19 protein-coding genes are annotated in these 22,770 nt (G+C 66.9%); 10 read left to right on the top strand and 9 right to left on the bottom strand.

Annotated elements, in window-relative coordinates:
• Window positions 1-320: 320 nt before the first annotated feature.
• The 5 genes from RM96_RS03480 to RM96_RS03460 form a co-directional block, all read right to left on the bottom strand.
• Window positions 321-2,021 carry a site-specific integrase gene (locus tag RM96_RS03480; protein WP_052279295.1) on the bottom strand — a complete coding sequence of 567 codons (1,701 nt, stop codon included), beginning with the start codon at window positions 2,019-2,021 and terminating at the stop codon, window positions 321-323.
• A gap of 124 nt (window positions 2,022-2,145) precedes the next feature.
• Complete coding sequence (locus tag RM96_RS03475) at window positions 2,146-2,595, bottom strand: ion channel (protein WP_039007742.1); 450 nt, start codon at window positions 2,593-2,595, stop codon at window positions 2,146-2,148.
• Window positions 2,596-2,606: 11 nt separating this feature from the next.
• A complete protein-coding gene (locus RM96_RS03470) occupies window positions 2,607-3,656 on the bottom strand; it encodes a DUF2955 domain-containing protein (protein WP_039007740.1) in 1,050 nt (349 codons plus the stop codon).
• Entirely contained in the window at window positions 3,646-4,827 is a 1,182-nt protein-coding gene (locus RM96_RS03465; protein ID WP_039007737.1) for an HlyD family secretion protein, read from the bottom strand. The genes RM96_RS03470 and RM96_RS03465 overlap by 11 nt, the downstream gene beginning before the upstream one ends.
• A gap of 20 nt (window positions 4,828-4,847) precedes the next feature.
• On the bottom strand, window positions 4,848-6,392 hold the full coding sequence (locus RM96_RS03460; protein WP_039007730.1) for an efflux transporter outer membrane subunit: 1,545 nt from the start codon (window positions 6,390-6,392) through the stop codon (window positions 4,848-4,850).
• A gap of 576 nt (window positions 6,393-6,968) precedes the next feature.
• Between RM96_RS03460 and RM96_RS03455 the strand changes: the two genes are divergently transcribed.
• Window positions 6,969-7,307, top strand: coding sequence for a hypothetical protein (locus tag RM96_RS03455; protein WP_039007729.1), 339 nt, complete (start codon window positions 6,969-6,971; stop codon window positions 7,305-7,307).
• 54 nt (window positions 7,308-7,361) lie between these two features.
• Here RM96_RS03455 and RM96_RS03450 read toward each other — a convergent pair whose 3' ends face one another.
• Window positions 7,362-8,300 carry a LysR family transcriptional regulator gene (locus RM96_RS03450; protein WP_039007727.1) on the bottom strand — a complete coding sequence of 313 codons (939 nt, stop codon included), beginning with the start codon at window positions 8,298-8,300 and terminating at the stop codon, window positions 7,362-7,364.
• Between the two features lie 126 nt (window positions 8,301-8,426).
• On the opposite strand from RM96_RS03450, the gene RM96_RS03445 reads away from it, so the two are divergent.
• From RM96_RS03445 to RM96_RS03425, 5 genes are all read left to right on the top strand, one after another.
• Window positions 8,427-10,256, top strand: coding sequence for a gamma-glutamyltransferase family protein (locus tag RM96_RS03445; RefSeq protein ID WP_039007726.1), 1,830 nt, complete (start codon window positions 8,427-8,429; stop codon window positions 10,254-10,256).
• Window positions 10,257-10,318: 62 nt separating this feature from the next.
• Window positions 10,319-11,296: a Bug family tripartite tricarboxylate transporter substrate binding protein gene (locus RM96_RS03440; RefSeq protein ID WP_039007725.1), complete on the top strand. Its 978-nt coding sequence runs from the start codon at window positions 10,319-10,321 to the stop codon at window positions 11,294-11,296.
• A 1-nt stretch (window position 11,297) separates the two neighbouring features.
• Window positions 11,298-11,798 (top strand): GAF domain-containing protein, encoded by a 501-nt coding sequence (locus RM96_RS03435; RefSeq protein ID WP_052279294.1) that lies wholly within the window; start codon window positions 11,298-11,300, stop codon window positions 11,796-11,798.
• A gap of 144 nt (window positions 11,799-11,942) precedes the next feature.
• A complete protein-coding gene (locus RM96_RS03430) occupies window positions 11,943-13,370 on the top strand; it encodes an amidase (protein ID WP_039007720.1) in 1,428 nt (475 codons plus the stop codon).
• 54 nt (window positions 13,371-13,424) lie between these two features.
• Window positions 13,425-14,414, top strand: coding sequence for a Bug family tripartite tricarboxylate transporter substrate binding protein (locus tag RM96_RS03425; RefSeq protein ID WP_039007718.1), 990 nt, complete (start codon window positions 13,425-13,427; stop codon window positions 14,412-14,414).
• A 91-nt stretch (window positions 14,415-14,505) separates the two neighbouring features.
• Here RM96_RS03425 and RM96_RS03420 read toward each other — a convergent pair whose 3' ends face one another.
• Both RM96_RS03420 and RM96_RS03415 read right to left on the bottom strand, forming a co-directional pair.
• Window positions 14,506-15,486 (bottom strand): tripartite tricarboxylate transporter substrate binding protein, encoded by a 981-nt coding sequence (locus RM96_RS03420; RefSeq protein WP_082016404.1) that lies wholly within the window; start codon window positions 15,484-15,486, stop codon window positions 14,506-14,508.
• A gap of 63 nt (window positions 15,487-15,549) precedes the next feature.
• Complete coding sequence (locus RM96_RS03415; RefSeq protein WP_039007716.1) at window positions 15,550-16,773, bottom strand: CaiB/BaiF CoA transferase family protein; 1,224 nt, start codon at window positions 16,771-16,773, stop codon at window positions 15,550-15,552.
• Window positions 16,774-17,009: 236 nt separating this feature from the next.
• On the opposite strand from RM96_RS03415, the gene RM96_RS03410 reads away from it, so the two are divergent.
• Complete coding sequence (locus RM96_RS03410) at window positions 17,010-17,807, top strand: crotonase/enoyl-CoA hydratase family protein (RefSeq protein ID WP_039007714.1); 798 nt, start codon at window positions 17,010-17,012, stop codon at window positions 17,805-17,807.
• A gap of 851 nt (window positions 17,808-18,658) precedes the next feature.
• On the opposite strand, the gene RM96_RS03405 is transcribed toward RM96_RS03410, so the two are convergent.
• Window positions 18,659-19,480, bottom strand: a complete 822-nt coding sequence (locus tag RM96_RS03405; protein WP_052279293.1) for an IclR family transcriptional regulator — start codon at window positions 19,478-19,480, stop codon at window positions 18,659-18,661.
• A gap of 216 nt (window positions 19,481-19,696) precedes the next feature.
• On the opposite strand from RM96_RS03405, the gene RM96_RS03400 reads away from it, so the two are divergent.
• The 3 genes from RM96_RS03400 (at window position 19,697) to RM96_RS03390 (ending at window position 22,556) form a co-directional block, all read left to right on the top strand.
• Window positions 19,697-20,875, top strand: a complete 1,179-nt coding sequence (locus tag RM96_RS03400) for a thiolase family protein (protein WP_039007712.1) — start codon at window positions 19,697-19,699, stop codon at window positions 20,873-20,875.
• 106 nt (window positions 20,876-20,981) lie between these two features.
• The gene (locus RM96_RS03395; protein ID WP_039007710.1) at window positions 20,982-21,746 is read left to right on the top strand and encodes an SDR family NAD(P)-dependent oxidoreductase; all 765 of its coding nucleotides are present in this window, start codon (window positions 20,982-20,984) and stop codon (window positions 21,744-21,746) included.
• A gap of 45 nt (window positions 21,747-21,791) precedes the next feature.
• On the top strand, window positions 21,792-22,556 hold the full coding sequence (locus RM96_RS03390) for a crotonase/enoyl-CoA hydratase family protein (RefSeq protein WP_039007709.1): 765 nt from the start codon (window positions 21,792-21,794) through the stop codon (window positions 22,554-22,556).
• Window positions 22,557-22,770 lie beyond the last annotated feature (214 nt).

The following is a 22,770-nucleotide window of genomic DNA, read 5'->3' as shown; positions in this document are numbered from 1 at the left end:
CAATGACAGGACTCCCGCATCCCGCTGACGGTGCGCTTGTTGTTCAGCATATCGTCACTGGCGAGATTTCGCCAATCATTAGTTGGTGCCAAGCCGTGTCATGCGACCCGTGCCCCAAGGCCGTGGGCTTCTATGTCGAGAGACTAGCGCCGTTGCGCCTGAAGAATGAAACGAAGCTACTGGCCCAGCCATCTCAGGGCCTGATGCTTGCCCTCAGCACAAGGAAGGCTGGCGATTCAAGTTATATCAAAACAAGAAATCAGGCTTATTCGATATAAGGATGGATTTGCCGACAGCCCCCAGGAGCTACTACGTCGGCTTTACGGGGCGGCGAACGCCGCACCGATCTGCCGTGCCCGTTTCACCTCGTCGCCGTGCAGGTAGATCGAGGTCGTCGAGATAGACGCATGCCGCAGATTGTCCCGGACCGTTGTCAATTCCGCACCGCGTGCGAGCGCATGTGTCGCATGCGTATGCCGCATCCAGTGCGGGCTAGCACGTTGCAGCTTCTCCGCCGCTGCCGGATGATCGTTGGCGATCAGCTCGGCCGTCTGCGAGAAAAATCGCTTCACCACATGCCACAAGCGCGTGCTCGTGATGCCGCTGCCGGTTTCCTTGCCCAGCCCGCCAATAAGCTGCGTCCGGGGATTCCATCGAGCCGGTGTCACCGGTAGTCCGCGCTCGACCAGATAACGGTCGAGCGCCGTTCGGGCCAGCGGAGGCAGCGCGACCCGTCCGGCGCGGCTGCCTTTGCCCACCAGCCCGAGCCAGTGGTCGCCCTGCCCGTCGGTCTCGATATCGCCGAGCGTTGCGCCGACCAGTTCGCTGGCACGCAGTCCGGTGGCGTAGCCGAAGTCCAGCACAAAGCGCAGCCGCTGTGCCGCCGGGCCGTCCCAGCCATAGGACCATTCCAGGCCGTCGGCAATGGTGCGGATCAGCAGCCATTCGCCTTCGGTGAATGCGTGCGAGCTGTCCAGCGCCGCCGGCCGCCCTCCTCCCCGCACCTTGATGCCGGCGAACGGATTGGCCAGCACATAGCGTTGCTGGATCAGCCAGCGGAACATCGCCCCCAGAATGGACAAGGCATGGGCGGTGGAGCGCGCCGAGAGGCTGCCGGTGAACGGACGCCAGTCGGGCGAGGTACGGGGTCTTGCTGGCCCTACCCAACGTTCCCGCGGCACTGGCCGCCGCAGGAAGCTGCGGTAGGCCGTCGCATCCTCCGTGGTGAGCGACGACAAAGGCCGCTCGCGCTCGACGATGGCCCACAGGATCAACCGCTCGGCCTCTTTGCGATAGGTCCGCTGGGTGGCCGGCGATTCGTGCAGGGCCAGCCAGGCCTGGATGGCGGCGTAGTCGTTGTCCGCGTTGAGGGTGCAGGTTGCGCGTGGCGCGCGAAACTGGCCTTGCGAGCCGTCTACCTCGTGCGGCAGGCGCAGCTCTTCCCACGGGACAACGATTCCGCGCGGCGTCTGCGCAATCAGTGCACGGGCGCGTTCGGTGAGTTGCGGATGCCGGGCGAAGAAGGCCTCGATCTGCCGCGCACCGGCGACGCCCAGGCCGGGAATCGCGGCCCACCAGCGGCGCCGGCGCGGCACGCGCACCGTCAGTGCCGCCAGCGTGTCGATGCCATGTGCCCGCAGCGCGGCCACCGCCCGCGGCGCCAGCCACAGCCCGATGTCGTCGCTGATCGCCGGCATCGGCGCCGGCAGCGCACGCAATAATTCGATGGCCTGGTCTGCTGCCCTGCCCTTTTTCGCGCGTTCGGCCGCGGAAATCTCAAACAGCGCGGCCAGGTCCTCGCGCTGGCGGTATCGGGCATACGCCGCAAGCTGGCGGCGGATGCGCCCGAGGATGCCGCGCGACGACTGGCCCCGCGCCCGCTCCTCGCCCAGGTACCTGGCAACGGCCTCGCGGGTCGCCAGCCCGGCATGCCAGGCGCGCAGCGCCGCGAGCGAGGCGGCGTCGGGAAACCCGGGTGGCGGGGTCGGTTCCGGGGCACTCAGGGTGAGGCGGGTTTTCATGCCCGCAAGTTTAGCGTACAGATACAGCTATTGCGATAAGAAAACTTATCGCAATAGCTGCACCGAGTGGGGGCGTCGCCTGTGACGGCACGCCGCGAAGCACCGCTGCGGTGGCCACCCTGGCCTATCCCCGTTCGCTCCGCTGCAGCCGGGCCATGCTGTACTTGATCACATCCAGTACCGCAGCGGTCATCACCGAGGTGGAGACGCCAAACATCAGGATCCCGTTGGCCGCCTCCAGCGGCCCCAGCAGGCGCCAACGTGCGGACATCACGATATCGCCATAGCCCAGCGTGGCGAAGTTGACACCCGAGTGATACAGCGCGGTGGCGTAATTGCCGAATTCGCCGAGCAGCATGAACAGGACTGCCCAGATGGCCATCTGCACGAAATTGCCGATCAACATCAGCAGCATCACCACCGCCAGCAGCAGGATATCCAGCCACAGAGAGTCTCGGCCCTCGCGGGCATGCCCGAAGCGCACGTAGTAGCGCAGGCCGATCGCCACAAAGATGGCCTGCAGCAGCAGGCAGAGCAACATCACGGGAAGAGCGGTCAGCAGATTGAGCAGCACGATTGACCTGTTCAGCGGTTGTGCCGGCGCGCGCGGCGGGGTTGGTCAAGAAGCTGGAGCATCAGCCACGCATACAGCGTGACGCCGATAAACAGGCCCATGCGCACGGCGAAGGCGGTATAGACATCCTTGCCGGCGGCGCTGTCCTGCACCGACTGGCCCAGCAGGATGATCAGGGTCACCAGCGTGTTCAGCCAGAAGCCCGGCGGCTGCCCCGTCTGGCTGAGACCATAGAGTTTGCGCGCAACCAGCAGGCCGAACAGAAGCATCCACAGGAAGAACATCCACAGGTGCACGAACAGGCTGAGTGCGCACCAGAACAGGATGGCCAGCACGCCGCCGAGCAACGTCGAGCCGATGAGTTCGCGGCCGGCGTTGCGAGCCGTGGTGGTGCAGCTCTGCCGGCCGAGGCCGACCGCTTTCATGATGATCGGCATGTACGAGGCCGGATCGTTGAGCGCCAGCAGGTAGGCCGGCATCACCACCAGGGTAGCGCGCAGCGCAATCCAGGCGGCCTGGTCAACCGGCAAGACCGGGGCGGCGGGCGGTGCCGGCGTGCCGGCGGGTTCGGGAAACAGCCAATGGCCGATGGCCAGCACTGCCACGGCGACCAATAGCCCCTTGACCAGCGCCTCGATGACCGTGACCGCCAGTCCGAAATCGAAGGTGCCGGCAGCCGAGATCATGGTCAGGCCGACCACCAGGAAGGTGGAAACCAGGTTGTTGCCGCCGCGCAGGCCAAGGCGGAAGGCCAGGAACAGGCCCAGGCCGATCAGCAGCAACCCGCTCAAGGCGTAGTGGCGCAGCAATGGAATCAGCAGCAGCCCACTGCCGGTGGTCAGCATCACGACCAGCGCCAGGCCCAGCCCGGCCTTGAGCGACATCGGCCGGTTGACGCCGGCAAGCAGGAACACGGCGAGTACCGGCGCGACCATGGGGATCGGCAACTGCAGGCCGAAGCTGGCTGCCAGGCACAGTGCGGTGCCGCTGGCCAGGCGCAGCGCACGCTGCGCGCGGGGGGAGCGCGCGGCGGACAGGGGTGCCGTGCCGTCAGTAGACATAGGAGAGCCAGCTCATCAGGTACAGGAATACGCGGCCGAGCGGATTGAGTGGGTTGCCCTGCAGCGGGAACGCCATGACTTCGGCCTGCCCGCCCACTCGAATGCCGCGCAGCGTGGCCAGCTCGCCCGGCGCGAACTCAACGATCACCGGGAAGCGTTGGGCCGGACGCAGCCAGTCACGGCTGTTCTGCACCGTCGGCAGGCTGCCGGGCGGCGTGCTGGGGCCGGTATTGACGCCGTAGCCGACGCTGCGCACGCGCCCTTCGAAGATCCTGCCAGGCAGTGCGTCCAGCACGATGGCAACCGGTGTGCCTGGCTCGACGTGGCCCAGGTTGTTCTCTGTCATTTCCGCATTGATCCATATATCGTGGATCGTGATCAGCGTCATGACCGGGTTGCCGGCGGCGGCAAACTGGCCGGCATCGGTGCGCAGGTCGGTGACCAGGCCTGCCGAGCGCGCACGCACCCGGGTATTGGCAAGATCCAGCTCGGCCTTTTCCAGTGCCGTAGCGGCGCTGCGCAGCTTGGCGTTGTCTTCTTCGCTGCCCCCTTGCTGTTCGCGCGCGCGCTGTACCTCTGCCCTGGCCGCGGCGACCTGGCTGACGGCCTGCTCGAGGGTGGCGCGGGCCACCTCGAGGCGGCGCAGTGAAATGGTGCCCGGGTCTTCGCCGTACAGCCGTTCGAGGCGTTCGCTGTCCTGGCGTGCCTTGAGCTCGTTGGCGCGGGCCGCACGCAAGGATGCCTGCGCCGACTCGATGCCGGCGGTGCTGGCACCGATCTGCCGGCGCGTCGACTCGAGATCGGCGCGTGCGCGGTCAACGGCGATCTGGTAGAGCTGCGGATCGACCTCGAACAGGATGGTTCCTGCCGCGACGTCCTGATTGTTGCGCACATGCACCCGGGTCACTCGCCCGGCCACTTCCGAAGCCACCGGCACGACAAAGGCTTGCACCCGTGCCTGCTGCGTGTAGGGGGTCAGCCGGTCGGCCAGGAGGTACCAGACCAGGCTGATGACGATCAGCAGGAGTACCCACCTGATCCCCTTCTTTGCCGGGTCGGCGGCGGGTGCGGGTGCGGGTGCGGGTGCGGGTGCGGGTGCGGGTGCGGGTGCGCCTGGCGTAGGGGCTGCTGGTGGCTGGGACGGCTGGGGTGGCTGCGGGGCGTCGCTCATCGGCACTCACTTAAGGAGATCTACCTATGTTCCACGGGAAGGCCGGCACCGGCGGGCGGAGGGCCAGGCTCGTTCAGCAGCTTCCCCCAGTCGGTGCGTTGCTGCATCTGTTCGCGGGTGGCCGGGTCCACCAGCGGCCGCTCGCTGTACCAGCCGCCGCCGAGGGCCTTGTACAAGGCAATCAGATCGCTCACGGCACTGCTCCGATTGAGCAGGTAGGCGTCCTGCTGGGCAGCCAGCGCGCGCTGGGCATCCAGTACGCGCTGGAAGTCCGAGTAGCCTTCGCGGTACAGCGCGTTGGCCAGCGTCAGCGACCGTTTGGCGGCCAGCGCCCCGTCGCGCAGGATTTCCTCGCGCTCCAGCGCCTTGATCAGGGCGCTGGCGGCATCGTCGGCCTCGCGCGCGGCCTGTCGCACGGCGTCCTGGTAGGCGACGATCAGTTGCTGCAGGCGGGCATCCTGTACGCGCACGCTGTTCCTGATCTTCCCATAGTCGAATATGTTCCAGCGCAGGCTGGGGCCGCCGACCAGGGCCAGGCTGTTGGGCGTGCCGGCCAGCGTGCTGGCGGACCACACGATGCTGCCCAGCAGGGTCAGCGACGGATAGAGATCGGCTTCTGCCACGCCGATGAGGGCCGATTGCGCGGCAATCTGCAGTTCGGCGGCACGGATATCCGGACGGCGCAGCAGCAGGCTGGCGGGCACGTCTTGCAGCACCGCGCGATCGATCAGGGGAATGACCCCTTCCTTCTCCGCCAGGTCCGGCAGCTCGGGCATCGGGCCGGGAGGGCGGCCCATCAGGATCGCCAGGGCATTGCGCGTGCTCATGATCTGGCTTTCAAAATCGGGAATGCTGCTCAGGGTGCCCAGATACTGCGTCTTGGCTTGTTGCAGGTCGAGCTCGTCTGTCTCGCCGCTCTTGAACAGCCGCTCGGTAATTTCAAAGCTGCGCTTTTGCAGCGCGGCGTTCTCGCGGGCGATGCGCAGCCGGGCCTCGGCAGTGCGCAGGGCGAAGTAGGTCTGTGCCATCTGCGCCCGCAGCAGCACCAGCACATCGTCATGATTGGCCTGGGCGGCAAAATAGGCGGCATCGGCAGACTCGATGGCGCGGCTGAAGCGTCCCCAGAAATCCAGCTCCCAGCCAATGTCGAAGCCTGCGCTGTATTGCCAGAAGCGGCTGTTTTGCGGGTTGCGGCCGCCGGCCTGCCGGCTATCCGTGTACAGGACGTCGGCGCTGGCCTGCTGCAGTTGCGGGTAGCGCCCGCTCTGCGCAATGCCCAGCTGGGCACGGGCCTCCATCACGCGCAGGCCGGCAATCTTCAGGCCGGCATTGTGCGCATCGGCTTCGGCGATCAGGCGTTCGAGAGTCGGGTCGGCAAAGACCCGCCACCATTCGCGGATGTCGGGCTTCAGGCCTTGCTCGCTGGCCTGTTCGAGCGCGGGGCTGCTCCAGTGCTCCACCCAGGGTTCGCGCTGCTTCTGGAAGTCCGGCCCCAATCGTGCGCAGCCACCGAGGAAAAGCGCCCCGATCAGCAGTATTCCCTTCGGCCGGTTCCAGGCAGACATGTGGCGAGGCTGGCAGCGTTACGAAACCGCGATCGGCATGGCACGCCTCGCCATCAGACCGGCAACAGCCCGGCGCGCGTCGGGATATCGGGTCCCCCACAAGGCAGCGCCTTCCCGGAAGTGGACGTGGACCACATCGATTGCCTCCTTCTCGGAACGGGGCATGATGCACGGACTGCGACGAGGGCAACCACAGGGTGCACGGCGCCGCCGGCCACGGGCTGCAAGCGGCTCGCCAACAGGGGATGACCGGCCCTTGAATCGGTGCAGTGTAGTCTAGACTACGTGCAAAACCGGGACAACCCGATAGCGGATTCCCGGGAATGCAGCGGCACGCAACAAGCCGTACGAGCTCGAGCAGGTATTGCCATACGATCCGATGGGCGATAACTAGGAGCAGGCTACGCTGCTCACAGGGCCCATCGCGAAATCAAAGGGACCGTGCCCGGCTCCCTCCGGCCTGCCTTCTGGAAGCAGCCGTTACAACCCTAACAAGTCCAGCCCCGCGCCGAAACACCTGACAAGCGGTTTGTGTTCCATTATTCCTCTCACAAACATCGCATCCAGGAGTCGGACATGCGCCCCATCATCCGTATCGTTACTGCCACCGCCCTGTGTGCCGCCCTGGTGGCGGCCGGCCCGGCGTCAGCGCACGGCCGTTATCACGATGGCGGATCGCAAGCCGGCGTGGCGCTAGCCGTAGGAGCCCTGGTCGGACTGGCGCTGGGCGCCGTGGTGGCGTCCGGGCCCGTTGTCGCGGCGCCCCCGCCCGTTGCCTACGCGCCGGCGCCCGTCAGCTATGCCGCGCCGGCCGTTCCTCCTGGCTATTGCTACCGGGACTATGACCGCGCCTATGTACCCTGCGGTCCGCAGCAGGGCGGCTACTACCCGGCACCGGTGGCCTACGGCTACTGATCCTCCCTTCCCTACCCTTGCCGGCTGGCGTTTCCTCGCCGGCCGGCATGCCGGCTACGCCAGCGCCGCGAGGTGCGCCACCAGCGCGCCGATCATCTCGTCCTCCTCCGTCTGCCGCCGCCACATCACGCCCACGGGAGGCAGATCCCAGCTCAACGCGTGCGGCAGGACAACCGCCCCTTTGGCATCGACCAGCTCCGCCGCCACGGCCTTCGGCACGATCGTGATGGTGCCTGGATTCTTGTGCATCAGTGTTGCCATGGTCTTGATGGAATAGGTCTCGATGACCGGCGTCGGCTGCGCGACGCCCGCCACGGCAAAGATCGTATTGATGGTGCGTCGGATCGGCGTGTTGGGCGGCGGCAGGATCCAGTCCCGCTCCGCCAGGCGCGCCCAGTCCAGGGCGCCGCGTGCCAGCCGGTCTGCGGCGGCGGACGGCACTACCAGCACTGGCTCCTCGCGATATAAGGCACGCTGCGCGATATCGGCACCCGGTGCGTAGAAGGTGCGCGCGATCACGCAGTCGAGTTCGTGTTCGCGCAGCGCCGCCACCAGCTCGTCGGTCGTTCCCTCCCGCACCAGCACGGACACCCGCGGTGTCTGCCGCAGGCCGTAGGTGCAGACAGCATCCAGCACCCCACGGGCAATGAAGGGAATGACACCAACGCGCAAGCGGCCTGACAGCCCGGCGTCGATCACAGCCAGCTCGCGCCCCAGCGCCTCGGCGTCGGCCAGGGTGAGACGGGCATGGGCGAGCACGGCAATGCCGGTCGGCGTAGGCTCCAGGCCCCGGCGCGTACGCGCAAACAGCGGCACCATGAAGATGTCTTCGATCTCGCGCAGCGCCTTGGTGACGGCCGGCTGCGACAGGTTCAGCTCTGCCGCCACGCGCGAAACGGAGCGCTGGCGTTCCAGCGCAAGCAGCAATGGCAGGTGCTTGAGGCGCAGCCGCGAGACCACGTTGTGCACGAGCTTGTCGGAGGCAATGGACATGAGGCATTCCCGGCGCCAGTCCGGGGTGATCATCGTATTACCAAATGGTAATACAACGATAACCATTTATGGCGTTGAAGTTATTGTGCAGTTCTATACTGGGACGAATCCGAGGAGCTATGCGCCATGTTCACCACCCGTCCCGAAATCACCGGCACCTTTGGCGTTGCCGCCTCCACCCATTGGCTGGCCGCGCAAACCGCCATGGGCGTGCTTGAGCGCGGGGGCAATGCGTTCGACGCCGCGGTGGCTGCCGGCTTCGTCCTGCAGGTTGTCGAGCCGCACCTGAACGGCCCCGGCGGCGAGGTGCCCATCGTCTACTGGAACCAACGCGAGCGCAGCATGCGGACGATCTGCGGCCAGGGCCCTGCCCCCGCGCTGGCCGATCCGGCCGCCATGCGGGCCATGGGCCTGGAGCTGGTTCCCGGCATCGGCCTGATGCCGGCCACGGTGCCGGGCGCGTTCGGTGCATGGCTCACGATGCTGCGCGACCATGGCACCTGGTCGCTGGCTGACGTCCTCGCGCCGGCCATCGGCTATGCCCGGGACGGCTTCCCGCTGGTGCCGCGCATCTCGCGCGCGATCCTGGCGGTACAGGCACTCTTCCGCGAAGAATGGCACAGCTCGGCCGCCACCTGGCTGCCGGACGGCAAGGTGCCGCGTCCCGGCAGCCTGCACACGCTGCCAGTCCTTGCCGCGACCTACACCCGTCTTGTCGAAGAGGCCGGGCAACGCAGCGATACCCGCACCGGCCAGATCGATGCCGCCATGGACAGCTGGTATCGCGGGTTCGTGGCGCGCGAAATCGACCACTACTGCCGCCATACCCCGGTGCGCGATACCACCGGCGAGAAGCACACCGGGCTGCTGCGCTACGAAGACATGGCCGGCTGGACGCCGGAGACGGAGGCCCCTGTCACGCTTGATTTTGGCCGCTACACCGTGGCCAAGTGCGGCATCTGGAGCCAGGGGCCGGTGTTCCTGCAGCAACTGGGCATGCTACGCCACGCCGGCCTGGAGCAGCACGCGCCGGATTCGCCCGAGTTCGTGCACCGGATTGCCGAAGCCACGAAGCTGGCGATGGCCGACCGGCTGGCCTGGTATGGCGATCCGCGCTTCGCGCAAAGTCCCCTGCCGTCGCTGCTGGACGACCGCTACCTGGCTGCGCGGGCGCAGCGGATCGGCGAGCGCGCGGCGCTGTCGATCGATGCGGGCACCGTCGCCGGCATGGCACCACGGCTGCCCGACCTGGCCGCTGCTGACCGCACCCTGCAGCGCGCCGACGTGCGCTTTGGCGTGGGCGAGCCGACCTTTGCCGAATTGCCGCCGGTCGCGGAATGGGCGGAACGCGAGCTGTTCGTCGGGGACACCTGCCACATCGACGTGATCGACCGGCACGGCAATATGGTGGCGGCCACGCCCTCGGGCGGCTGGCTATCGTCGAGCCCCACGATCCCGTCGCTGGGCTTCGCGCTCAACACCCGCTTGCAGATGACCTGGCTGGAGCCGGGCCTGACCAACACCCTCGCACCCGGCAAGCGGCCCTGCACCACGCTGTCGCCATCGCTCGCGCTGCGCGACGGCGAGCCGTATATGGTGTTCGGCACGCCGGGCGGCGACCAGCAAGACCAGTGGTCGCTGGCGTTCTTCCTGCGCCATGCCGTCCACGGCATGAACCTGCAGGAGGCGATCGACGCACCGGCCTGGCACATCGATCATTTCCCGGCATCGTTCTGGCCGCGCCAGACGGTGCTCAACCGCATCAGCATCGAGTCGCGCTTTCCGGAGGCGACCCTGGCTGCACTGCGCGAGCGCGGGCATGAGGTACGCGTCGGCGAGCCCTGGTCGGAGGGGCGCATGTCCGCCTGCTCGCGCGAGCGCGACGCCAGCGGCCGGCTGGTGCTGCGTGCCGGAGCGAACCCGCGCGGCATGCAGGGCTACGCAGTCGGACGCTGAACGGCAACTAACACCGGCCGCACCTGGCGGCCAGGCCTGACATCACATCGAGGAGAAAACCAATGCAGTGCGTCGTGAAATCCCTGCTGCGCGGCATTGCCGTGCTGGCGCTTGGCTTCGCCGGGCTTGCCCAGGCAAGCGAAGCCTATCCGCAAAAGCCGATTACGCTGATCGTGCCCTGGGCGGCGGGCGGCTCGACCGATATCCTGGCGCGCGTGCTGTCCGAGCACCTGACCCGCTCGCTGGGCCAGCCGGTGATCGTGGACAACAAGCCGGGTGCCTCGGGCAACATCGGCTCCGCCATGGTCGCCCGCGCGAAGCCAGATGGCTACACGCTGCTGGTCGGCTCGATGAGCACGCACGCCATGAACCCGGCGCTGATGCCGAACATGCCGTTTCGCGGCGTCGAGGATTTCACCCCGCTGGGACTGCTGGCGTATGTGACCAACACCATGGTGGTGCACCCGTCGGTGCCCGCGCAGAACGTGAAGGAACTGATCGCCTACGCGAAGGCCAATCCCGGCAAGCTGGCCTATGCCAGCGCGGGCCCCGGCTCCACCAACCACCTGAGCGCGGTGCTGTTCGAAAAGCTGGCCGGCATCCAGCTGCTGCACGTCCCGTACAAGGGGGGTGCGCCAGCCGTGGTCGATACGGTCGCAGGCCAGACCCAGCTGCTCTTCTCGGCCGGCACCCAGACGCTGCCGCATGTGAAGGCTGGCAAGCTGCGCCTGCTCGCCGTGACGGAGTCCCGGCGCTCGCCGCTGCTGCCCAACGTGCCGACGGTGGCAGAGACCCTGCCCGGCTACGAGCTGGCGGTCTGGTACGGCGCCTTCGGCCCGAAGGGGATGCCGGCCGACCTGACCGCGCGCCTGAACCGGGAGATCAACGCCGTCATGTCGCTGCCGGAGGTGAAGGCCAGGATGAACGCTATCGGCGTCGAAACGGCCACATCGACACCGCAGCAGTTCGGCACCATCCTGCGCCGCGATGCCGACCGCTATGGCAAGCTGATCCGCGAACTTGGCATCCAGGGGGAATGACGTGGGCGCGATTTCTAGCGATCCGCAGCAGCTGATCGCGCAGGTGAACGGCCTGTGCGATGCCTTGCAGCGCGCGGCCAGTCCGCTTGCAACGTTCGACGCCGTCGGCCACGCGACCATGCGGCTGCTTGGGCCCGGGCTGTTGACCATCAATGCCTGGCATGCCGATGCTGCGCAGATCGAGCGGCTCTGGTCGTCCGATACCGCCGCCTACCCCGTGGGCGGCCGCAAGTCCAAGGGTGACAGCCCGTGGCGGCGCCAGCTGCTGGAGCGCGGTGAGGTTTTCACCGGCGAAGGCGACGACGCGCTGGCGGCCGTGTTCGACGACATAGAGACCATCCGCTCGCTGGGCTGCACGGCCGTGGTCAACGTCCCGCTTTGCCGCGCCGGCCGGGTGATCGGGACTTTCAACTACCTGGCGGACAGATCGGCGTGGAGCAATAGCGAGCTGGCAGCACTTCGGGTCCTGGCCAGTCTTGCGGCGCAGGCGGTCCGGACCTGATCTGCCTTTTCCGGCCGGGCCGAACCCTGCCTTCGCACCATGCGATGCCTGCGCCGCCGGGCGATGGCGGTAAGATGCCGTATCCCGGCCACCGCCCGCGCGGCACTCCGATCTCGCCGGGACGTTTTCAGGAGACGCACGCCAATGAGCGAGGCGCTATGTTTTCTCTCTGCCGTCGAACTCCAGGGCCGCATCCGGCGCAAGGAAGTATCGCCAGTGGAGGTCACGCAAGCGGTGCTCGACCGCGCCGCCCGGCTCCAGCCTGAGCTGAACTGCTTTATCACCCTTTGCGCCGACGAAGCCATGGCCGCGGCCCGTGCCGCGGAGCAGGACGTGATGGCGGGCAAGCCGCTGGGGTTGCTGCATGGCATCCCGTTCACGGTCAAGGACATCGTCAATACCCGCGGCGTGCGCACCACGTTCGGGGCGGCGCCGATGCGCGACAACGTTCCCGCCGAGGATGCCGTCGCCGTGGCGCGGTTGCGCGAGCAAGGCGCGATCCTGATCGGCAAGACCACCACGCCAGAATTCGGCTCCAAATGCCTGACCGATTCGCCGCTGTTTGGCCGCACCCGCAATGCGTGGAGCGCTGAACGAACCAGCGGCGGATCGAGCGGTGGTGCCGCGGTGGCAACGGCCAGCGGCATCGCGCCGCTGGCCGTTGCCACGGACGGCGGCGGCTCCACGCGCATTCCCGCCGCCTGCAACGGCGTGGTCGGCATCAAGCAGAGCAATGGCGTGATCCCGCACAGCCAGGCGCAGGACCTGTTCGGCAACCAGACCTATGTCACGCCGACCACCCGCACGGTGGCCGACACCGGGCTGATGATGCAGGTGATGGCCGGCGAGCACGCCTGCGATCCGTGGTCGATCGGCATCCCGAAACCGGACTACGTCGAAGCTGCCGCCGCGCAAGGCGATCTGCGCGGGCGCAGGATCCTGTATTGCCCGGCGCCGCCGGGACGGCCGGTGGCGGCCGATGTGGCGCGCGCCTTCGAGGCCAGCCTGGCAAAGCTGGCCGGCCTTGGCGCGGAACTGGAGCCGTTCTCGGGCGAGGGCTTCGATATCGAGCCGGTCTGGCGTGCCATCAACCATACGGTCTGGCGCTCCCGCTTTGCGCCCATCGTCGAGCGGCACAGGGAAGAACTAAGCCCTACCTTCGTGCGGCAGGTCGAGTCCGCCGCGCAGTTCAGCGGCGTGGAGTACCAGCAGGCGATGTTCGAGCGCTCTAAGCTGTTCCTGCGCGTGCAGGCGCTGCTGGAGCGTGGCGACCTGCTGGCGATGCCGACTATCACGCGCACCGCGCTGCCGATCGGCCAGGACCTGTTCGGCACCATCGAGATCGACGGCCAGCATTACGAAAACGTGCGCGCACACTGGTTCCCCTGGACCATGCCGTTCAACATGACCGGCCATCCGGCCATCAGCCTGCCGTGCGGATTCGGCAGCGACGGCTTGCCGGTGGGCTTTCAACTGGTTGGCCGGTTCCGCGCCGATGCCGACCTGCTGCGCGTGGCGGCGCTGTTCGAAGCCGCGCACCGGTTGACCGAGCAATGGCCATCCTTGCCATAAAGCGCGGAAACTGCACCGCCCTTCCCTACTGCGACTGAACTACTGCCTACCTCCATGTCTTACGCGACCCGTCGTACCCACCTGTTCAAACTCCTGGCCCTGGCCGGCGCCGCCAGCCTCTTCGCGCTCGGCCCGGCGCATGCCGCCGACGAGCCGATGCATATCATCGTCGGCTATGCTCCGGGGGGCGCGGCCGACAGTCTTGCGCGGATCTACGCCGAGCAGTTGCGCCAGGACGGGCGCGGCACCGTCATCGTCGAGAACCGCCCCGGCGCCTCGGCCCGGCTGGCGCTCGACTACGTCAAGCGATCGAAGCCGGATGGCAAGACCGTGTTCATCGGCCCTTCGCCGCTGTTCACGATCTTTCCGCTGACCTACAAGAAGCTGTCGTATGACGCCGACAAGGACCTGGTGCCGGCGGCGGTGCTGACCGATGTGCCGACGGTGGTCGCGGCCGGCGTGCAGCAGCCTTACAAGAACATGAAGGAATACATCGACTGGGCCAGGCGCAACCCGGGCGGCGCCAGCCTTGGCCTGGCGACCATCGGCAGCGCGGGTCACCTGGGTACGGTGGCGCTGGGCAAGGCTGTCGGCGTTTCGATCACACCTGCCGCATATCGCGGAGCGTCGCCGATGCTGGTTGACGTGATCAGCGGCAATGTGTCGATCGGCTGGGATGCGGTGGCAAGCATGATGCCGCTATACAAGGGCGGCAAGCTGCAGTTCCTCGGTGTCAGCGGCACCCGGCGCGCCAAGGCGCTGCCTGACGTGCCGACCATGAAGGAACAGGGCTTCAGCCAGTATGACTACGCCACCAGCTGGTACGGCGTGTTCCTGCCGGCAGGCACGCAGCCTGACGTGGTGGCGCAGGTGGAGAAGATGTTCATCACCGCCTCGGGCAGCGCCGCCACGGCGGCCAAGCTGGAAGCCCTTGGCCTCGAAGTGGTCGGCAAGCCCGGCCAGGAGGCCCGGCGACGCATCGTGCTGGAACGCGCTGCCTGGAAGCCGATCGTGGAAGCGACCGGCTTCGTGGCTGAGGACTGACCGCGCACTCAGGGCTTCGGCCGCACCGCGTCGGCCGTGCCCTGGATGAATGCCTCGATCTTCTTCACGTCACCCGGGGCCTGCTCGGCCCTCAATCCGCCTTTACCCCCAGCTTCTGCGCCAGCGGAATCCACCGCGCCCGCTCATCCCGCACGAACTGGCCGAACGCTTCCGGGCTTCCCGGCATCGGCTGCGCGCCGATGGCATGGAGCTTCTCCTGCATATCCGGCCGCTGCAGCGCCTCGTTGATGGCGCGGTTGAGACTGGCCACCGCCTCGTTCGGCGTCCGCGCCGGCGCTACCACGCCAAACCAGGCGCTCGCTTCCAGGTTGGGGAAGCCAAGCTCCTGCATGGTCGGCACCTCGGGCAGCAGCGGGAAGCGCGTCTTGTCGAGGATCGCCAGCGCATGCAGCTTGCCGCTCTTGGCCTGCTGCATCGATGACGGCAGCGCATCGAACATGAAGTCGATGTTCTTGCCGAGCAGGCTGACGATGGCCGGCGCGCTGCCCGCGAACGGCACGTGCGTGACCTGGATGCCGAGGGCCGAGGCCGCATATTCGCCGGCCAGATGCGTGATGTTGCCGTTGCTGGCCGAGCCCATGGTCAGCTTGCCGGGCGACTGCTTGCCCAGCGCCACAAGGTCCTTTACCGAACCTGCCTTCAGGTCCTGGCGGGTGACCAGCAGCAGCGGCGACTTGCCCATGCCCGCGACCGGCCTGAAGTCCTTGACCGGGTCATAGGGCAGCGTGGTGTAGAGCGCGCTGTTGATGACCAGCGGCGCGTTGGAGCCCACCAGGAACGTCTTGCCATCGGGCTCGGCACGCGCGACAGCCTCGGCCGCCAGGATGCCGCCGGCGCCGCCCTTGTTGTCGACGACGATGGAGGTCCCGAGCGTCGTGCTGGCCTGCTGCGCGACCAGCCTTGTGATCTGGTCGGCCGCGCCGCCGGGCGGATACGGCACGACGAAGCGGATCGGTTGCGCGCGGGTCTGCGCCACGGCGGATCCTGCGATGACGCAGAATGCCGATGCCACCGTGGCGGCGATGATGCGAATCGAGAAACTGTCTTGCACTGTGGTCTCCTCTTTATGGTTTCTGGTGTGTGCAGCAGATCTGTGGCGATGGATGGCAGCGCGCTACAGGATTCCCTCCCCGCGCAGCGCGGAAATGCGCGCGGCGTCGTAGCCGAGGCGCTCGCGCAGGATGTCGTCGGTGTGCTCGCCGAGTGTCGGTGCCGAGCGTTCGTAGACCACAGGTGTGGCGGACAGCCGGATCGGGTTGGCAAGCCCCGGCGCCTGCACGCCGGCGCTGTGGGGCAGCGAGACCTTCATCTCGCGGTGCTGCACCTGTGGGTCCTCGAACACCTGCTCCATGTTGTAGATCGGGCCGCACGGCACGTTGGCCGCTTCCATCCTTTCCACCCAGTCGGTCATGGTGCGTGCGAGCATGGCTTCGGCAACCTGCGGGATCAGCGCGTCGCGGTTGCGGTTGCGCTGCCCTGCAGACGTAAAGCGCTCGTCGCTGGCCAGGTCCGGCCGGCCGATCACCTCGCAGAACGCCCGGTACTGGCTGTCGTTGCCCACCGCGACGATCACATCGCCTTCCTTGCAGCGGAACACCTGGTACGGGACCATGTTCGAGTGCGCGTTGCCCATGCGCTGCGGAACCTTGCCGGACAGGAAGTAGTTGATCGCCTGGTAGGAGTTGAGGGTGACCACGCAGTCCAGCAGCGCCATGTCGATGTATTGCCCTTCCCCACTGACGTGCCGGTGCTCGAGCGCGGCCAGGATGGCGGTGCTGGCGTACATGCCGGTCAGCAGGTCGGTGATGGCGATGCCCGACTTGACCGGACCGCCGCCGGGCTCGCCGTCGGGCATGCCGGTGATGCTCATCAGCCCGCCCATGCCCTGGAACACGAAGTCGTAGCCCGGCAGCGACGCATAGGGGCCGCTCTGGCCAAAGCCGGTGATCGAGCAATACACCAGCCGCGGATTGACCGCGCGCAGGTCTTCATAGCCCAGCCCGTAGCGCGCCAGCGTGCCGACCTTGTAGTTCTCGACCACCACGTCGGCCTGGCGTGCCAGTTCGCGGATGATCTCCTGTCCCTGCGGCGTGGCGATATCCACGGTCACCGAACGCTTGCCGCGGTTTGCGCTGAGGAAGTAGGAGGAATCGCGCGTCTCGTTGCCGTCAGCATCGCGCAGGAACGGCGGGCCCCAGGCGCGGGTATCGTCGCCCGCGCCGGGCCGCTCGATCTTGATGACTTCGGCCCCCATGTCGGCCAGGTTCTGCGTGGCCCAGGGGCCGGCCAGCACGCGCGTCAGGTCCAGCACCTTCAGATGTTCCAGGGCTTTCTTCATTGGTCTCCTTCCTGTTCTTGATCTGCGCGCCAGGCCACCATGGCCAGCCTGGCGCGAACACCAGCTTAGGAGGGGCCGGACTGCGGTGTCCAATATTCATTTGTTCGAAGGTGATATTCAGCGGATATCGGCGGCAAAGAAATGAATATTGGACGCGCCCGGCCGGCTGCCTTAGCCTTTCGCGACAGACAATCGGCCACAGGCCACCCCCTATTCGATTCACGGAGACCTCCCAAATGACTGACTTCCTGCGCTATGAGCAACAGGGCCATATCGTCACCCTGACCATGAACGAGCCCGGGCGCCGCAATCCGCTGACGGGCAACACCGCCGTTGCCGAATTCCTGGCCGCGATCGACCGCATCCATGGCGACCGCAGCGTGCGCGCGGTCATCATCACCGGCGCGGGCACGGCGTTCTCGTCGGGCGGCAGTATCCAGGACATGGAGCGCCAGGCCTCGGGCCGGGTATCGGGCATGGAGATCCGCCAGGACTACCGCTGCGGCATCCAGCGCCTGCCGCTGGCGCTGTTCAATCTAGAGGTGCCGGTGATCGCCGCCGTCAACGGCGCAGCCATGGGCGCGGGCCTGGACCTGGCGTGCATGTGCGATATCCGCATTGCCTCGGAGCGCGCGCAGTTTGCCGAGTCGTTCGTGAAGCTGGGGATCATCCCGGGCGATGGCGGGGCCTGGCTGCTGCCGCGCGTGATCGGGCTGTCGCGCGCGGCGGAGATGACGTTCACCGGGCAGGCTATCGATGCAAAGCAGGCGCTGGAGTGGAACCTGGTGTCGCGCGTGGTGGCGCCGGACGACCTGCTGCCGACCGCCAATGAACTGGCCTCGCGCATTGCCGCCAATCCGCCGCACGCCGTGCGGCTGGCCAAGCGCCTGATGCGCGAAGCGCTGCACAGCCGGCTGGATACGGTGCTCGAGCTTTCGGCCGGCTTCCAGGCGCTGTCGCACCAGACCGCGGATCACCGCGAGGCCGTGCAGGCCTTTCTGGAAAAGCGTACGCCGGTGTTTTCGGGGAACTGAACTGGACGGTGCCAGGCGGACTGCATCGCTCAAGAAAAGGCTCTTCGCTGGATCGGGGGTCTCGGTTCTTGGAGGCGTGGCTGTTTCGCCGGCGTAGCCGGCGACTCCCTTTTCGACTGCGCCAAAAAGGAAGCAAAAAGCGCCTTCTTGCCCGCCGGGCGGGAGTCTTATCGTAGCGTGCGCGGGTTTTTGTACGGGTATGGGCTTCAGGGCATAGCTACGATGCCTGCCGCGTGGTAACGAGACAGCGCGAGGCATTGACAGGCCGTCCTCCCGACCTCGTGAGAGCGGAGTGGCACGCAGCTTGAGGCCCGTCAGTGTGCGCAGCGCCATCGCGCACCACCGTCGTGGTTCAAAAACTCTTGCCGTAGGCACGTCGCTAGATCAAGGTGCCACTCCGCTCTCACGAGGTCGGGAGGACAGCGCCGTTCCCGGCGTTGCCCCTGGCGATCTGCGCGGCAGGCAGTCCAGCTATGCCCTGAAGCAAATACCCGTACAAAAACACGGGCACGCTACGATAAGACTGGCCGTCCGCCGAGGACAGACGGCGCCTTTTGCCTACTTTTGGGCGCCGTCCAAAAGTAGATCGCCCCTTCAGGGGCGAAACCTGAGGCCGTCGACCCTCGACAGCGCCAAACCGCAGCCACTACCCTCAGCCGCACCAAGACCCCAGCCCCACAAATCGGTAACGAACAAAAAAACCCCGACGCTCACACATCGGGGCTCCTGAGAGTGCTTCCTGATGAGCCTTGTTTGCCAAGCCAGGCTCGCTGCCACTATCACGCCGGGCGGGCTTCGGGGCAATTACTCAATTGCGGTATTGCGCTACATCGCGCCTGGCCTGCCTTGCGCTATCCGGCGGCGCCAAGGGAGCCTTCCACGTTCCGCACCAGGCTCACCAGCCGCGGCCCCACGTCTTCCACCATCTGCTTGCTCTGCTGGCTGAACACCGGCACCGAGGCTGCGAAGAGCCACGCCTCGCCGTCGCGCCGCGTGCGCATCGGCACGGCAATGGATTCGACCTCGCGATGCAGGTCGCGGTGGCCTCGGCAGAAGCCGTGTTCCTCCAGGTCGAGCGCGGCTTCCGCCAGCCGGCCCTGCAGCCAGGCTTCGCGTTCGGCATCGTTCGCCCTGAGCTGCGCCAGGTAAGTACTGCGCTCGGCCTCGCCCATCATCGACAGATAGGCGCGCCCGGAGCCCGTGCGCGACATCGATACGCGCGTGCCGACCTCGGGCCGGTACACGCGGCTGCCGACGCCCTGCGCGATTTCCACATAGGTGATCGTGTTGCCGTAGCCCACCATCAGCTCGACCTGCCCGGCGATATGGTCCGCCAGTTCCTGCATCAGCGGCCGCGCCAGCTGGCGCACCGTCATGCGCGCCAGCGCGGGCGCGGCCAGGTTCACCAGCCCCACGCCCGGTACGTAGCGCGACAGCCGCTCGGAATAGCGCAGCAGACCCAGTTCGCACAGGGTGTCGAGCAGCCGGAACAGCGTGGGCTTGGCCAGGCCGGTGCGCTCCATCAGCTCGCGGCTGCTCAGGTCCTGCACCGTCGGCGAAAAGCAGCTGAGGATCGAGATGCCGCGCGCCAGCGCGCTGACCAGGCGCGCCTCGCCGTCGGCATCCGCGGCGGCGGGCGGCGGAGCCAAAGGTGCGTGTGGTGCATTAGTCATATCGGCGCCTCGAACGGAGATTTTTTGATACTCATGTCTCGAAACCCGAATGTTGCCCTTCTGTTTTTCCGAAGTCAAATGCAGGTTTTTGAGTTTACATGGAAGGTTTCCGACGCCAGAATCCCAATTCATCGTATTGGACGATCATTTTTCGGCCCCAACTTCTCAATAATCTTGTTCACGCATCGCAACGCTCAGCCTTACAGGAGACAACCCATGCAACAAGCCGTCATCGTCGACGCCATCCGCAGCCCGATGGGCCGTTCCAAGCCCGGTTCGGCCTTTACCGAGTTACATGCCACTGAGTTGCTGGCGCAGGTCCTGAAGGGCCTGGTCGAACGCAACAGGCTCGATCCGGGCCTGGTCGACGATGTCATTACCGGCTGCGTCACGCAGGCGGGCGAGCAGTCCGCCGGCCCCGGCCGGGTGGCCTGGCTTGCGGCGGGATTTCCCGACCACGTGCCGGCCACCACCATCGACCGCAAGTGCGGCTCCAGCCAGCAGGCGGTGCACTTTGCCGCGCAGGGCATCATGGCCGGCGCATATGACATCGTCATCGCCTGCGGCATCGAATCGATGAGCCGTGTGCCGATGGGCTCTGCACGAATCGGCCAGAACCCGTACGGCCCGTCGATGGAAGCGCGCTATGCGCCGGGGCTGGTCTCGCAGGGGGTGGCGGCCGAGCTGGTGGCTGCAAAGTACGAGCTGTCGCGCCTCGATATGGACAGCTACTCGGCCCGCTCGCACGAACTGGCCGCCGCGGCGCGCGAGAGCGGCGCCTTCCGCCGCGAGATCCTGCCGATCAGCACGCCCAACGGGCTGGTCGACCAGGACGAGACGATCCGCCCCGGCACCTCGGTGGAAAAGCTGGCCACGCTGCAGGCCTCGTTCCGCAACGACGAGCTGAGCGAACGCTTCCCGCAGATCGGCTGGAACGTCACCGCCGGCAATGCCTCGCAGATCAGCGACGGTGCCTCGGCGATGCTGCTGATGAGCGAATCGGCAGCGGCCCGCTTTGGCCTCAAGCCGCGTGCGCGCTTCGTTGCCTTCGACGTCTGCGGCGATGACCCGCTGATGATGCTGACCGCCCCGATCCCCGCCAGCCAGCGCGCGCTGAAGAAGAGCGGCCTGTCCATCGGCCAGATCGACCACTACGAAATCAACGAAGCCTTCGCCTGCGTGCCGCTGGCATGGCAGCGCGCACTGGGCGCCGATCCGGCTCGCCTGAATCCGCGTGGTGGCGCAATCGCGCTGGGCCACCCGCTGGGCGCCTCCGGCGTGCGCCTGATGACCACCATGCTGCATGCGATGGAAGACAGCGGCCACCGCTACGGCCTGCAGTCCATGTGCGAAGCCGGCGGCATGGCCAACGCCACCATCATCGAACGCCTGTAACGCGGCGTCATCGCCTGAGTACCTTTCAGCTAAACCAACGTCATTTCCGCGCAGGCGGAAATGACGACAAACACGATCAGCAAAGATCCATTCGAGGAGACACAGCATGAAACTCAACAATATGTCCGCGGTTGTGACTGGCGGCGCTTCCGGCCTGGGCCTGGCCTGCGCACGGCGCCTGGTGGAGCGCGGCGTCAACGTGGTGATCGCCGACCTGTCGGAAGAGCGCGGCAATGCCGCGGTGGATGAATTCGGCGGCAAGGTCCGCTTCGTCAAGGCCGATGTCTGCGATACCGACCAGATGAACGCCGTCTACGACGCCGCCGAAGCGCTCGGCCCGCTGCGCGCGCTGATCCACTGCGCAGGCCTGGGCGGCCCGGTGCGTGTGGTGGAGAAGGACGGCCAGCCCGGCTCGCTGGAAAAATACGAGTCGATCGTGCGCATCAACCTGATCGGCACCTTCAACGCGCTGCGCCTGGGCGCGGCACGCATGGCGAAGAACGAACTGGTGGACGGCGAACGCGGCGCCTGCGTGCTGACCGCTTCGGTGGCGGCGTATGAAGGCCAGATCGGGCAGATTCCCTACGCTTCGGCCAAGGCCGGCATCGTCGGCATGACGCTGGTGGCCGCGCGCGACCTGGCCCAGCGCAACATCCGCGTCTGCACCATCGCCCCGGGCCTGTTCGATACGCCGCTGCTGGCCAAGCTGCCCGAGAACGTGCGCGCCTCGCTGGGCGCCATGGTGCCGCACCCGGCACGACTGGGCGCACCGGACGAATTTGCCTCGACCGCGCTGCACATCCTCGAGAACCCGATGCTCAACGGCGAAACCATTCGCCTGGACGGCGCCATCCGCATGGCGCCGCGCTGAGTTGCGAGCCGCCACGACTCTCATCCGGAACAAGAGGGACAACCTATGAGCGACACGCTGCAACTTGAAACGCGCGGCAATATCCTGCTGATCACCATGAACCGGCCGCAGGCGCGCAATGCCATGGACTTCGAGACGGCCACCGCGCTCGCCGCGGCGATCGACCAACTCGAATTGCGCGATGACCTGAGCGTGGCCATTCTCACCGGCGCGGGCGGCACCTTCTGCTCGGGCATGGACCTGAAGGGCTTTCTCGAAGGCAAGCGCCCCAGCCTGCCGGGGCGTGGCTTCGGCGGCCTGACCGAAAAGCCCCCGCGCAAGGTGCTGATTGCCGCCGTGGAAGGCTATGCGCTGGCCGGTGGCTTCGAGCTGGCGCTGGCCTGCGACCTGATCGTGGCATCGAAGGAAGCCAGGTTCGGCCTGCCCGAAGTCAAGCGCGGGCTGGTGGCCGGCGCGGGTGGCCTGATGCGCTTGCCGCAGCGCATTCCCTACCACATCGCGATGGAATACGCGCTGACCGGCAATATGCTCGGCGCCGCGCAGGCGCATGCCTACGGCCTGATCAACCGCCTGAGCGAGCCGGGCCAGGCGCTCGAAGGCGCGCTGGCGCTGGCCGCCGAGATCGGCGCCAACGGCCCGCTTGCCGTGGCTGTCAGCAAGCAGATCGTCGCGGAGTCCGCCGACTGGTCCGCCGCCGAGATGTTCGAGCGCCAGCGCCCGCTGCTGGCGCCGGTGTTCACCTCGGCCGACGCGCGCGAAGGCGCTGCCGCCTTTGCGGAGAAGCGCAAGCCGGTCTGGACGGGCAAGTAAGCGGTATCGATGCACTTGCGGCGCACAGTGTCCGGTGATCCTGCATTGCCGGACGCTCCCCGAAGTCAGGCTTCGGCAACGGCGCATTGACAGCTCCCCTGCCAGCCCCTACCCTCGCCTGACCTGACGGAAATTTCAGCGGCCGCTTAACAGTTGTATCGATGCTGCACCGGCGGGACCATCAGAACGATAAGAGACAACCCCGTGCCTCCCC

This window comes from Cupriavidus sp. IDO (assembly GCF_000812465.1).
Lineage (GTDB): Bacteria > Pseudomonadota > Gammaproteobacteria > Burkholderiales > Burkholderiaceae > Cupriavidus.
The sequence above is the reverse complement of the archived record's forward strand: the minus strand, read 5'-3'. Positions and strand labels throughout refer to the sequence as shown.